General features: G+C 46.0%; 11 protein-coding genes. 2 read left to right on the top strand and 9 right to left on the bottom strand.

The features are described from left to right. The first annotated feature begins 289 nt into the window (after positions 1 to 289). A complete protein-coding gene (locus HMPREF3179_RS00580; RefSeq protein ID WP_070469257.1) occupies positions 290 to 3,130 on the top strand; it encodes a valine--tRNA ligase in 2,841 nt (946 codons plus the stop codon). Positions 3,131 to 3,214: 84 nt separating this feature from the next. Here HMPREF3179_RS00580 and HMPREF3179_RS00585 read toward each other — a convergent pair whose 3' ends face one another. The 7 genes from HMPREF3179_RS00585 to rpmI all read right to left on the bottom strand — a co-directional run bounded on the left by HMPREF3179_RS00585 (position 3,215) and on the right by rpmI (position 8,691). Beyond that, positions 3,215 to 3,475: a DUF5339 family protein gene (locus HMPREF3179_RS00585; protein WP_018026011.1), complete on the bottom strand. Its 261-nt coding sequence runs from the start codon at positions 3,473 to 3,475 to the stop codon at positions 3,215 to 3,217. A 157-nt stretch (positions 3,476 to 3,632) separates the two neighbouring features. Next, positions 3,633 to 4,019, bottom strand: a complete 387-nt coding sequence (locus HMPREF3179_RS00590; protein ID WP_018026010.1) for a MerR family transcriptional regulator — start codon at positions 4,017 to 4,019, stop codon at positions 3,633 to 3,635. Positions 4,020 to 4,202: 183 nt separating this feature from the next. Further along, the gene (locus HMPREF3179_RS00595) at positions 4,203 to 4,511 is read right to left on the bottom strand and encodes an integration host factor subunit alpha (protein WP_018026009.1); all 309 of its coding nucleotides are present in this window, start codon (positions 4,509 to 4,511) and stop codon (positions 4,203 to 4,205) included. A 17-nt stretch (positions 4,512 to 4,528) separates the two neighbouring features. Further along, positions 4,529 to 6,931: a phenylalanine--tRNA ligase subunit beta gene (gene pheT, locus HMPREF3179_RS00600; RefSeq protein WP_070469258.1), complete on the bottom strand. Its 2,403-nt coding sequence runs from the start codon at positions 6,929 to 6,931 to the stop codon at positions 4,529 to 4,531. A 63-nt stretch (positions 6,932 to 6,994) separates the two neighbouring features. Further along, positions 6,995 to 8,017 (bottom strand): phenylalanine--tRNA ligase subunit alpha, encoded by a 1,023-nt coding sequence (pheS, locus tag HMPREF3179_RS00605; protein WP_070469259.1) that lies wholly within the window; start codon positions 8,015 to 8,017, stop codon positions 6,995 to 6,997. A gap of 103 nt (positions 8,018 to 8,120) precedes the next feature. After that, positions 8,121 to 8,480: a 50S ribosomal protein L20 gene (gene rplT / locus HMPREF3179_RS00610; protein ID WP_018026006.1), complete on the bottom strand. Its 360-nt coding sequence runs from the start codon at positions 8,478 to 8,480 to the stop codon at positions 8,121 to 8,123. 13 nt (positions 8,481 to 8,493) lie between these two features. Next, complete coding sequence (gene rpmI, locus HMPREF3179_RS00615; RefSeq protein WP_018026005.1) at positions 8,494 to 8,691, bottom strand: 50S ribosomal protein L35; 198 nt, start codon at positions 8,689 to 8,691, stop codon at positions 8,494 to 8,496. A gap of 445 nt (positions 8,692 to 9,136) precedes the next feature. Here rpmI and HMPREF3179_RS00620 point away from each other — a divergent pair, with 445 nt between their 5' ends. Continuing rightward, entirely contained in the window at positions 9,137 to 10,138 is a 1,002-nt protein-coding gene (locus HMPREF3179_RS00620) for a Bug family tripartite tricarboxylate transporter substrate binding protein (RefSeq protein ID WP_246824314.1), read from the top strand. Between the two features lie 81 nt (positions 10,139 to 10,219). On the opposite strand, the gene HMPREF3179_RS00625 is transcribed toward HMPREF3179_RS00620, so the two are convergent. Then, the gene (locus HMPREF3179_RS00625) at positions 10,220 to 11,410 is read right to left on the bottom strand and encodes a CaiB/BaiF CoA transferase family protein (RefSeq protein WP_070469260.1); all 1,191 of its coding nucleotides are present in this window, start codon (positions 11,408 to 11,410) and stop codon (positions 10,220 to 10,222) included. A 52-nt stretch (positions 11,411 to 11,462) separates the two neighbouring features. Beyond that, positions 11,463 to 13,064: a YifB family Mg chelatase-like AAA ATPase gene (locus HMPREF3179_RS00630; RefSeq protein ID WP_070469261.1), complete on the bottom strand. Its 1,602-nt coding sequence runs from the start codon at positions 13,062 to 13,064 to the stop codon at positions 11,463 to 11,465. Positions 13,065 to 13,314: the final 250 nt, after the last annotated feature.

The raw sequence follows: 13,314 nt of genomic DNA on the forward strand, positions 1-13,314 counted from the left end.
AGCTCAACTAGCATTTAAGCTCAAGAAAGCTACACTTAATGCCATAATGTGCTAATAAACGTAGCAATTAAGCCCATAAGTAATTGTTTATCAAGCACGGATTGGCACGACTCGATAAATTACTATTCGCTACTTAATGACTAATTTATGCGTATTTTTGAGCTGTTTTACAGAATCACTCATTTTAACATGCAAACAGTTGCTCTTACACCTTAAAATAGAGCATTAAAAAGAAAAAGCATGATTTTATAACACTTGAATTAATCCAGTATTTAACGACGGTAATCAAATGAATCAAACCCCTCTGAGCGATGAACTTGCCAAAAGTTTTGAGCCTAAAAACATCGAATCTTCCTGGTATGATCGGTGGAATGAATTAGGTATTTTTAAAGCGGGACAGTTTACCCAAACCACCTCACCCGAAAGTGGTAAGCCATATACCATTCAATTCCCACCACCAAACGTCACCGGTACCCTACATATGGGGCACGCTTTTAACCAAACGGTGATGGATAGTTTAATCCGTTACCACCGGATGCTCGGTTGTGACACGGTCTTTGTGCCCGGTACCGACCATGCCGGCATTGCGACTCAAATTGTTGTTGAACGCCAATTAGATGCACAAAAAATCTCTCGCCATGACTTAGGACGCAAGAAGTTTATCGATTGCGTCTGGGACTGGAAGGAAAAGTCCGGCAACACCATGATGTCGCAGTTCCGTCGCTTAGGCTCCTCAGCTGATTGGAGTCGTGAGTACTTCACCATGGACGAGCGCATGAGTAAGGGTGTGATTGAGACCTTTGTGCGCCTATATGAACAGGGTTTGATTTATCGTGGCAAGCGCTTAGTTAACTGGGACCCCGTACTAGGTACAGCGGTATCTGACCTAGAGGTTGAAAACACCGAGGAAAGTGGTCTGCTCTGGCATATTCGCTATCCGCTGGTGGAGCCGGTGAATGGCTTAAGCCATGTCGTGGTTGCGACAACCCGCCCTGAAACGATGCTTGGTGACGCAGCCGTCATGGTACATCCTGAGGATGAGCGCTATCAGCACTTAATCGGCAAGGAAGTGATTTTACCGATTAGTAATCGCGTGATTCCGATTATTGCCGATGACTATGTCGACAAGGACTTCGGTACCGGAGTCGTCAAAGTCACACCCGCGCACGATTTTAATGACTATGCGGTTGGTCAGCGCCATCATCTGGAGTTGATTAATATCCTCACGCTAGACGCTAAAATTAACGAAAATGCCCCAGCACAGTACCAAGGTATGGATCGTTTTGAGGCTCGTCAAGCGATTTTAGAGGCGTTAAAAGAACTAGATTTATTAGCAGAAATTAAACCTCATAAATTAATGGTGCCGCGTGGCGATCGTACTAAAACCGTACTTGAACCAATGCTAACCGATCAATGGTTTGTGGCTATGTCCAAACCCGCTCCCGAGGACACCTATCACCCCGGCAAAAGCATTACCGAAGTGGCTTTAGAGGCGGTGAGTAGTGGTGAGATTAAGTTCCACCCTGAGAATTGGGTCAACACCTATAACCAATGGCTAAATAATATTCAGGATTGGTGCATTTCGCGTCAACTCTGGTGGGGCCATCAGATCCCTGCGTGGTACAGCAAAGACGGACAGGTATTTGTTGCGCGCACCGAGAGTGAAGCGCTAAAACAAGCCAAAAAAGCTGGTGTTGAGGGCCCGCTCACTCGTGATGAGGATGTGCTAGATACCTGGTTCTCCTCTGCTTTAGTACCCTTTACTACCATGGGCTGGCCGGAGAAAACACCTGATTACAATCGCTACATGCCTTCCAATGTGCTGGTCACAGGTTTTGATATTATCTTCTTCTGGGTTGCTCGGATGATTATGATGAGCAAGCACTTAACCGGTCAGATCCCGTTTAAGCAGGTCTACATTCATGGTCTGATTTTAGATGCCCAGGGTCAGAAAATGTCAAAATCCAAGGGCAATACCCTGGATCCAGTCGATATTATTGACGGCGTGGACTTAGAAACGCTAATCAAAAAGCGCACAGAGGGTCTAATGAATCCTCAGCAAGCGGCACAAATTGAGAAAACCACGCGCGCCAATTTCCCTACCGGTATTGAGCCTTATGGTGCTGATGCACTACGCTTTACCATGGCTGCTTACGCCACGCCGGGCCGCAATATGAACTTTGACTTGAACCGCTGCGGGGGTTATCGCAACTTCTGCAATAAGTTGTGGAATGCGACTCGCTTTGTGTTGATGAATGTGGAGGGTCATAGCCTTGACAAATCCGAATTCGAATTAAGTTTTGTCGATCGCTGGATTATTAGTGAACTACACAAATTCAAAAAGGTCGTTGCTAAAGCCTTTGCCGACTACCGCTTCGATATCCTCGCCAACGCCATTTACCATTTTGTATGGGATGTCTATTGCGATTGGTACTTGGAGATGGCCAAGGTACAGCTACAAAATCAAAATGAAGCGTTGCAGCGTGGCACACGTCGTACCCTAATTAATGTGTTAGAGTCCTTATTGCGCATCGCTCACCCGGTGATTCCTTTTATCACCGAGGAATTGTGGCAAAAAGTGGCACTAGCCGCCGGCGTCATGACAAAATCGCAAAAAACCTCCATTAGTATCAGACCGTATCCTCAAGCCAATGACAGCTTAATTGATGAGAACGCCATTGCCATGGCTGAGGATCTGCAAGCACATATTGAGGCAATTCGTGTATTACGTGGCGAAATGCAGCTCTCCCCTGCTGAGCGCGTACCGCTACTGGCCGTCGGCGATGCAGACAAGCTAACTAGCTATGCCCCTTATTTACGAGCATTGGCCAAGCTAAGTGAGGTGCAGATTGTGGACGAGTTGCCTGATCTCGGCTTCCCAGTACAAAGCTTGGGACAAAGCCAATTAATGCTTAAGGTAGAAATTGATAAAGAAGCTGAATTGGCTCGCTTAACTAAGGAGCTACAACGCTTAGAGGGTGAAATTGCCAAGGCACAAGCGAAGCTAAATAACCAAAACTTCGTTAGCAAAGCCCCTATCGCTGTGGTAGAACAGGAGAAAGAGCGTGTAGTTAAATTTGGCGAACAATTAGTGCAAGTTAAAGAGCAAATGGCTAAACTCGCTAGCTAAACTCCCTTTTTAAGCAGTAAAAAAATAGCAGCTGTATTTCAACCATACAGCTGCTATTTTATTAGCAATCAATTAAGCAATGACTTACATGCCAACGGTTGATTGCTTAAAGGTTTCTAAAGCCTGCTCACAACCTGGGGCTAACATGGATTTATCAGCCACCGTATTTAATTGTTGCTTCGTGCTCTCAACCATTTGTTTGTAGCTATCAGCCATTTGAGGATGTTTTTTTGCAAAGTCTTCTACCGCATTAAAGTAATCCTCACATGCTTTAGGCATATCAGCCGCATGAGCCATAACAGATACTGAACATAACGCAGCGGCAGCGAATAATTTTAATTTCATACTATCGATCCTTTTAATGATTTACCAACAATCGTGTTAATCATTACATATCCATATGACAACAGAATGACGGTTTTATGGCAGAAATATGACGCTTAACAAATACTTAGGGCGTTTGATCCAATCATCAAACGCCCTATCGATCAATAGCAAAAATCTAAATCAGCTTATTTAAGTCCTGAATGATCCCTTCCAACTCCGCACGGATGGTTTGCAGATCATTGGCTGGAATACGCACCGCAGCATCTGCTTCCTCCTGCTGGCGTGGATTACCCAAGCGATTACGTGCACCGGCAATCGTAAAGCCCTCATCATATAGCAGGGTACGAATTCGCCGAATCAATAATACCTCATGATGCTGGTAATAACGACGATTACCTCGGCGTTTGACCGGATTAAGCTGGGTAAACTCCTGCTCCCAATAACGCAGCACATGCGGCTTTACCTGGCAAAGCTCAGCCACTTCACCAATGGTGAAATAGCGTTTAGCAGGGATGGGTGGTAACTCTACTGTGACAGTTTCTTGAATTTCGGTTTGTTCCATCGCATCTTTAGCCTAAACCACTGAGGGTAGGCATTTGTAATTGTTTTGACTTATCAAAGTGTAGCACAAAACCGACTATTATCGTGCACCTCTAATACGGCAATCTCGGTCTCTAAAAAGATTAAGGCGGTTCATTGCAGATTAGCAACAGCCCGCCCTAATGCTACAAAAGGCCAATAATATCTAATCGGCACAATCCTCAACCAGCTCTTTTAACTTCTGACTGGCATGAAATGTCACCACTCGACGAGCAGAAATCGGAATCAAATCACCGGTCTTGGGATTACGACCTGGACGCGCGGCTTTATCTCTTAATTGGAAATTACCGAAACCGGAAATTCTCACCGCTTTACCCTCGATTAATACATCGCTGATTTGCGCAAAAAAACCATCAACAATATCTTTTGCCTCACGTTTATTAACACCGACGCGATCATATAGTAATTCAGTTAAATCGGCCTTAGTTAACGAAGGCTTTACTGATGTAGTCATCTATTATTCTCCCCGAACTATCGTAATCTAAGACCCAGTTTTTCAACGAGGGTATTAAGAATTTTGCTCATTAACTGCTCCACCTGAGCATCTTCCAGCGTGGCTTTGGCATCTTGCAGCATAAAGCGCATGGCTAAACTGCGTTCGTTCTGTTCAGATTTAGGATCCTTCCAAACATCAAATAATGTAACATCCCGAAGAATACCCTCAGCCTGTATGGGTGCTAAGGCATCCATTACTTGTTGGTAAGCAATATCAGCAGGAGCCCAAACTGCTAAGTCACGGATCACCACCGGTTGCTTGGAAATTTCCTTATACGCTGCTAAGTCATGTTCCATCAGTGGTGCAATGTCAATTTCAAACACCACAGGTGCCGTCGGCAGATCCAACTCAGCTAACCATTGTGGATGAAGTTCGCCGATGATACCAATTTTTTGATCACGATAAAAAATCGTCGCACTACGACCCGGGTGTAAGGCCGGATGTGCTTCGGCCACAAAGCGCAAGTCCTTGGCCTGTGAACCCAACAAGTTTACTAGATCATTTTTCAAATCGAAAAAATCCACTTGCCGTGATTTCTCACCCCACTGCTCGGGCAATGCTAAGCCCCAACTGGCTGCCGCAAAGTACAACGGTTGATGAATGCCTTTGACCGTCGTTTCACTGGCCTCAACCTGAGGTGCATCAAAAAACACTCGACCTAACTCAAAAATACGCACACGATTCTGACGGTATTTTGCATTGTGTGAGATGGTTTTTAATAAGCCGCCAATTAAGCTTGAACGCATCACCGCATACTGCGCAAAAATCGGATTTAAAAGACGGATGGGCTTATCGTTATTTTGATAATTACGCTCCCAACTTTCATCCACAAAGCTATAATTCACTACTTCCTGATAGTCCATAGCCGCCATCAAATGACGGAAAACATGCTCTGAACGACGTACCTCAGGGAATGGGAAAATACTGGCTTGTGCAATTGGTTCACGGGCTGGGATACGTTCAAAGCCATACACCCGCGCCACCTCTTCAATTAAATCCTCTTCAATGGCGATATCAAAACGATAAGAAGGTGCCTTGACCGTAAAGACCTGCTCCGCATCAACTTCAAAATCAAACTCCAGATTAGTGAAGATTTGCTTGACTTCTTCTAGCGAAACCTCAACGCCCAAAACCTTATTACATCGGTCTAAGCGCATTGAGACTGCCTTACGTTCAGGTAAATTGATGATCTGGTCCTGCACCGGGCCGGCACGACCGCCACAAATCTCAAGAATTAAACGGCTAATATACTCAATATGCTCAACAATATTTAAAAAGTCGACACCACGCTCATAGCGATAAGCCGCTTCGGATGAAATTTTATACTTACGGGTTAGACCTGCAATGGCATCCGGAAACCAGAACGCAGCTTCTAGATAAATATCCTGCGTCTCCAAATCCACCGCAGTCGCATCACCACCCATCACACCAGCTATGCTCTCTGGCCTATCCTCATAACAAATAACACCAGTATCCTCGCTTAGCTCAACCTCTTCACCCACGAGTAGCTTTAACTTTTCACCAGCACGAGCCCAACGTACACTTAAGCCCTTAGCGGTATCGATGTTTTTAATATCAAACACGTGCGTTGGTCGACCCAGTTGCAACATCACATAGTTGGAAATATCCACCAAAGCTGATACTGGACGCATACCCGCTGCGATAATGCGTTGTTTAATATAATCTGGGGTCTCAGCCTTGGCATTCACACCACGAATAATACGACCAGCAAAGCGACCGCATAAATCCGGTGCCTCCACGCGCACTGGCATGGACTCGTCTAAGCTCACCTCCACTGGTGTGAAATCCAGCTTTTGCAACTTAGCGCCGGTTAAGGCTTGCACCTCACGCGCCACACCATATACGGATAAACAATCAGCGCGGTTTGGAGTTAATTTAAACTCAATCACTTTATCGTCTAAATTTAGCGCTTGTCGAATATCGGTACCGACCTCCATGCTATCGTCCAGAATCATCAAACCGGCATGCTCGTCACTAATACCTAATTCACGTGCTGAACACAGCATACCGAGTGATAACTCACCGCGTAACTTGCCCTTTTTAATCTTAAAATCACCAGGCAAGACTGCACCAACACGCGCCATGGGTACCTTAATACCCGCTGCGGCATTGGGCGCACCACAAACGACCTGTATCAACTCACCGGAACCATCATCGACCTGACAAATACGCAATTTATCGGCATTTGGGTGCGCTGCGATCGCTTTAACCTCAGCCACCACCACCCCTTCAAAGGCCGGCGCTAGGGTTTCAACGCCTTCAACCTCAAGACCTGACATTGTCAAGCGATGACAAATGTCCTCCGTAGATAAGTCCGGATTGATTAAACTTCTTAACCAAGATTCTGAAATAAACATAGTAAATTCTTTACAAAAAACGAATGGGATAGGAAATGAATACTTCGTTTAAACCTAAATCAACTAGCGATTAAATTGCTCTAAGAAACGCAAATCACCTTCGTAGAATAAACGTAAATCATTAACGCCATAACGCAACATGGTGAGACGTTCAATACCGGAACCAAAGGCAAAACCCATGTATTTTTCTGGATCTAAGCCAAAATTGCGTACTACGTTCGGGTGCACCTGACCCGCCCCGGAAATTTCCAACCACTGCCCTTTCATCGGTCCGCTATTAAACATCATATCGATCTCGGCGGAAGGTTCGGTAAAGGGAAAGAAAGATGAACGGAAACGCAACTGAATATCGTCCGTCTCAAAAAATGCTTGTAAAAACTTGGTATAAACGCCTTTGAGTTCGGCAAAAGAAGTATTTTCATCGATCCACAAGCCCTCCACCTGGTGGAACATCGGGCTATGGGTCGCATCACTATCCACACGATAAGTACGGCCAGGCGCAATCACCTTAATCGGTGGTTTATGCTGACGCGCATAGCGCACCTGCATCGGACTGGTATGGGTACGTAACATCAAGGGCAAACCCGCTTCATCTTGATGGTCGATATAAAAGGTATCCTGCATGGAGCGTGCGGGGTGATTTAGCGGATTATTTAAGGAGGTAAAGTTATACCAGTCTGTCTCAATCTCAGGACCATCAGCCACATCAAAACCAATGGAACGGAAAATACCCTCAATCCTTAAAGTCGACTGTATTACTGGATGCAATCCACCGCGATTTAAACCACGGCCGGGTAAGGTCACATCAATTTTTTCAGCTGCCAGACGCTGCGCCAATTGCTCCTCGGCAAAACGTTCGCGACGCGCAGTCAGCAAAGCCTCAATCTCTCGTTTGATTTGGTTAATGCGCTGGCCGACTGCTTTTTTCTCCTCAACAGGCAAGCTGGCGAGTCCCTTAAGTAAGCTGGTAACGGCACCGTTTTTACCTAAAAATTTAGCTTTTTCATTTTCCAGACTGGCCACATCAGGCGCTGCTGCAAATTTTTCTTCTGCTTGTTTAATTAAGTCGTCTAAGGATTCAGTCATTGTCCAAACCATTGATAAAAAAATAGGCGGGATCCTAAAATAGAACCCCGCCTTGATATGAATACAGAATTGCTACACTGTTCTACGTGCTTAACAGTCTAACTTAAGCGGCAAGGGCTGCTTTAGCCTGTTCAACCACTACTTTAAAGCCAGCTTTGTCATTTACCGCCATATCGGCTAATACCTTACGGTCTAAGTCGATGGAGGCTTTACGTAAACCAGCGATAAAGGCGCTATAGGTCACACCGTGCTCACGAACCGCTGCGTTAATACGAGCAATCCAAAGTGAACGGAAAGTGCGTTTTTTGTTGCGACGGTCACGATAAGCGTATTGACCCGCTTTCATTACCGCTTGCTTAGCAACACGGAAAACATTACCGCGACGACCGCGGAAACCTTTAGCTTCAGCTAATACTTTTTTATGACGAGCACGGGCAGTCACACCACCTTTTACACGAGGCATCTTCTTCTCCTAATTATGCGTAAGGCATCATGGCTTTGATTGAAGGTACATCAGACTGATGAACCTCAGTAGTGCCACGTAATTGACGTTTATTTTTTGTGGTTTTCTTAGTTAAGATATGGCTTTTAAAGGCAAAACCACGCTTAACGGTACCACCCGGACGTACGCGAAAGCGCTTAGAAGCACTTTTTTTGGTTTTAATTTTAGGCATAATAACACTCTAAATTGATTGCTAAAACTAGGTGGCTACAATGAGGTGCAGCACTTTTTTGACCTAATAATAACGAGTTATAAGCTCCATAAAATAAGGGCTCACATAAAGCATCACTACCTTATGACTAGGCTAGGAATAACTGAAATCTCTTAAGACTATGCAGTTAGGACTGGCGCAAACGAGCCCAAACTCGATGAAGCGTGTTGTGAATACCAAAAATCCGCAAAGAAATTGCGATAAATAGATAATTCAACAAGCCTTATATGATATCATCAAGCAACTGAGCTGTCTAGCAAACTTGCCATATCTTATAAGCATTAGTCAGACAATGGCTTAATTTCGCCTATCTTCGTTTAATTTGCATAGATATTGTGGTTTTTATGCCTTGAGACCTTAGCAATTGAAATTTATCATGATGTTTTTGACTGTCCGGTGATAATGCATGTTCAAACAGCTTTTACGCACATCTTGTGTTTGCCTCTTAAGCCTGATGCTAGGTGGCGCCTATGCGAGTGAGCATAGTGCAAGCATCAAGCAAAGCATTGCAACCGATACTAACTGGCCTCATCAAAAACCAATTACCGTGATTGTACCCTATACACCTGGCGGTGCAACCGATACGGTCACTCGTATAGTGATGAATGAGCTCTCCAAACGACTTGGTCAACGCATTATCATTGATAATCGTCCTGGCGCCAACGCCACCATCGGTACAGCGCAATTAGCTCGCTCGCCGGCAGATGGCTATCATTTTGCCACGGTGATTGCTGCGCATGCGGTCAACCCTCATTTGTATCAACTCCCCTACAATGAGGAGTCCTTTGCGCCAGTAACGCAACTGGCCGAGCTGCCTATGTTTTTATTTGTTTCTAAAGCGCTGCCAGTCGATAATGTGGCTGAGCTTGTTGATTATGGCAAAAAGCATCATTTAAACTTTGCCTCAAGTGGCACCGGCTCCAGTGCCCATATGATTGCCTTGCATTTTGCCAATATTAATCAACTCGAGATGACACATATTCCCTATCGTGGCAGCGCACCGATTATTAGCGATTTATTAGCCGGTAGAGTCGATATGGTATTTGACCCGATTTTAGTGCCAATGCCTTATGTAAAAGAGGGTCGGCTAAAGGTGCTAGCGCTGTCGGCTAAGAGCAAATGGCCTGATGAGCCTAGCATTCCCTTGATGACAGAGCTTGGTTATCAACACTTTGATCTTTCCTCATGGGTCGCTCTGATCAGTCCTAAGCACACCCCTGATGCCATTATCGAAAGAATGACGGAGGAAATTGCTGCTATTCTAAAAGACGATCAAGTGCAGCAAAAATTCACGCAAGCCGGCTTTATCCCCAAAGCCAGTAGCGCTACGGCAATGGCTCAGCTGATCGCAAAGGATAGTCAACGCTATAAACAAATTATTGATAAAAACCAGATCCAATTGGAGTAGCTTAGGGTCTAGCTGTAACGCCAGACACTGTGCCTAGCAAGCTGTATTAGGCAACCATCGTATTGATGCACAACACCCTAGCTAGATCACACCCTGCGCTCGAAGCTGATGAAGTGTTGCTTCATCAAAACCTAAGCTAAGCAAAACCTCATCCGTATCCTGCCCTAAGGTGGGCGCCTTACGCTCGACGCCGCCGGGAGTTTTACTCAGTTTGGGTAGGATACCCGGTAAGGTCACCGCTGTACCATCCTCTAACTCTCCTTGAATGAGCATCTCACGCGCTTGATAATGCGGATCCTTAAAAATATCTGCCACATCATACACTCGACCCGCCGGTACTCTGTGCTCATGCAATGCCTGCAAGACCTCATCCAAACTATGCTGAGCCGCCCATTGAGCGATAACGCCATCAATGTATTCCGCTTCAGCAACACGACCGTCATTATGCGCAAAAGCCGGATCCTCTGCCATGTCCGGTCGTCCTATCAACAACATCAAACGCTTAAAAATACTATCACCATTGCCGGCGATTAAGGCGTATTTGCCATCGGCACATAAATAGGCATTGCTTGGTGTAATCCCTGGCAAACTACTACCAGCAGGCTGTCGTACCTCACCAAAATGTGCGTATTCGGCAACCAGACTCTCCATCATATTGAACACAGATTCATATAAGGCCACATCAACCACCTGACCACCGCCCTGCTGTACCTCACGATGACGTAAGGCCATCAAGGAACCAATCACCGCATGCAAAGCAGCTAAAGAATCGCCAATCGAAATACCCACACGTACCGGCGGTCTACCCGGCTCCCCACTTAGATGCCTAAACCCCGCCATCGCTTCGCCTACCACACCGAAGCCGGGTCTATCCCGATAAGGCCCCGTCTGTCCATAACCGGAAATCCGAACCATAATTAGGGCTGGATTAATACTTTTTAGCGTGTCTTCATCCAAGCCCCAACTTTCTAAGGCACCGGGACGGAAGTTCTCCACGAGAATATCAACCTCTTTAACTAGTCGTCGAATAATTCCCTGCCCCTCTGGGGAGCGTAAATTCACCGTGACGGATTTCTTATTACGCGATTGAGAGGCCCACCAAACAGAGGTGCCCTCATGTAACAAACGCCACTTTCTCAGCGGATCACCGCTCAGTGGCGGCTCGATTTTGATCACTTCAGCACCAAATTCGGCAAGAATTTTGGTGGTAAAAGGTCCGGCAATTAACTGCCCCAACTCTAACACTTTAATACCGTCTAATGGGCGCATGATGGAGTCCTACACAGTATAAATTAACATTTAAAATGCTATTCTAGCACCTAAATCAATGATGGATAGCCGTGCCTTTTCTCGCCTCATACCAATAGAGCCTTGCCTCTTCCTTTTTTGAAAAAGGCTGTCTGCAAGCAATCGCTAGCGCTACATCCTCCCTTTCAATCAGCTCTGCGCCTCGCATATCAGCGGCGCTACGTGCAAGCTTAAGTACCGACTGCACAATACGGGCCGACCACGCCTTTTGCTGCGCTGTAATTTCTAAATAGCTCTGATCCTTAGGCCGTAAGCGACAAAACTCAGTCAGCTGCAGTGTTTTTAAATCCACATTAAGTACGCCTTGACGTTGTAATTGATGGGCTCTACACAAACTGACTCGTTCCCGCACCAGCACTGAAGTCTCGGCCGCCTCAGCTTCTAAGTAACTGCCACTGAGCAGCGGTAATTTATAGTGAATATCAATGCGCTCCAATAAAGGGCCAGAAACACGCGCTTGATACTGATTAATCGCCCGATGCGTACAAGTACAATCAATCTCCGGGTGGTCTAAATAACCGCAAGCACAAGGATTAGTCGCGGCAACGAATTGAAACTTCGCCGGATAACGCTGCTGATAATGTGCTCGTGCAACACTGATCTCACCCGATTCCAACGGCACTCGCAAGGCCTCTAAAGTACTACGCTTAAACTCGGCCAACTCATCTAAAAATAACACTCCGTGATGCGCTAAACTCAACTCGCCTGGATAGGCATGCACACCACCCCCTAACAGGGCTGGATCGGAAATGGAGTGATGCGGTGCCCTAAATGATGGTCTATAGCCCCTATCCACAATGCCATTCGCTGACCCACTTTGAATGGCGATACGCTCTAGCCGCTGTAGATTAGTTAAATCTGGCAAAATCGTTGGTAAGCGCTGTGCCAACATCGTCTTACCCACACCAGAAGGTCCACTAAATAAAAGACTATGACCACCACTTGCTGCAAGCTCCAATAAATAACACGCCTGCGCTTGACCGCGCACATCAGATAAACATAGCCCTGGTTCTAGCATCATAGCAGCATCACTCGCAACGCCCGCCACCGCATCAAGTCTATCGGCAGTGTATGGTGTCAGCTCTCGCTTCCCTGCCAAGTACGCCACCACCTCGCTCAGACTATCTGCACCTATCACGCTTAAGCCCTCAACCAAGGAAGCCATCGCCGCATCGCTTTTAGGCATAATCAAGACCGCTGCAGGATCACTTTTATAGATGGATAAAGCCAAAATTAATGGTGATTGGATAGCAGTCAAGGCGCCCGTCAATGACAGTTCACCAACAAAGTATAAGTGTGGTAGACGCCGTTGAAGCTCACGCGAAAGGTGTAATTGCCCAGTAGCCATTAAAACCCCCAACGCAATCGCTAAATCAAAGCGTCCAGAGTCTTTAGGCAAATCAGCGGGTGATAGATTAACCGTGATACGGCCAAGCGGAAACTCATAGCCAGAGCTAAGAATGGCGGTACGCACACGATCTCGACTTTCTTTAACCCCAGTGCTCACCTGACCGACGACTAAAAAACTAGGTAGGCCGGGACCTATATGAACCTCTGTACGCACCAAGGTGGAAGTCATCCCAATGGGTGCGCAACTATTCAAAACAGCAAGCGCCACATCATCTCCTTCTAAAGCAGTTAGTATCAGTTTGCATGAAGATGAAAGCGCTGCGTAGTCTTAGGACATTTTTGTCCTAGTGAAGAACACTCCGTAGTGATTTTAGGAAGTGCTAGTTCTGCACTGGTCCATCGGTGCTCACAAGACAATCAAAAAGGGGCGGATTAGTCTCACGCCCCTATCACTTGTTAAACAGTAAAGCAGTCTCTCTTAGCCTCGGTATTTGTCAAGATAGTTGTCACTCATACAT

Origin of the sequence: Oligella sp. HMSC09E12, assembly GCF_001808505.1 — a bacterium.
Classification (GTDB): domain Bacteria; phylum Pseudomonadota; class Gammaproteobacteria; order Burkholderiales; family Burkholderiaceae_B; genus Oligella; species Oligella urethralis.

Bases quoted from the DNA above. Each gene is read 5' to 3' on its own strand.
- pheS (WP_070469259.1), bottom strand. From the start codon at position 8,017: ATGACTGAATCCTTAGACGACTTAATTAAACAAGCAGAAGAAAAATTT.
- pheT (WP_070469258.1), bottom strand. From the start codon at position 6,931: ATGTTTATTTCAGAATCTTGGTTAAGAAGTTTAATCAATCCGGACTTA.
- rplT (WP_018026006.1), bottom strand. From the start codon at position 8,480: ATGCCTCGTGTAAAAGGTGGTGTGACTGCCCGTGCTCGTCATAAAAAA.
- HMPREF3179_RS00580 (WP_070469257.1), top strand. From the start codon at position 290: ATGAATCAAACCCCTCTGAGCGATGAACTTGCCAAAAGTTTTGAGCCT.
- HMPREF3179_RS00620 (WP_246824314.1), top strand. From the start codon at position 9,137: ATGTTCAAACAGCTTTTACGCACATCTTGTGTTTGCCTCTTAAGCCTG.
- HMPREF3179_RS00585 (WP_018026011.1), bottom strand. From the start codon at position 3,475: ATGAAATTAAAATTATTCGCTGCCGCTGCGTTATGTTCAGTATCTGTT.
- HMPREF3179_RS00595 (WP_018026009.1), bottom strand. From the start codon at position 4,511: ATGACTACATCAGTAAAGCCTTCGTTAACTAAGGCCGATTTAACTGAA.
- HMPREF3179_RS00590 (WP_018026010.1), bottom strand. From the start codon at position 4,019: ATGGAACAAACCGAAATTCAAGAAACTGTCACAGTAGAGTTACCACCC.
- rpmI (WP_018026005.1), bottom strand. From the start codon at position 8,691: ATGCCTAAAATTAAAACCAAAAAAAGTGCTTCTAAGCGCTTTCGCGTA.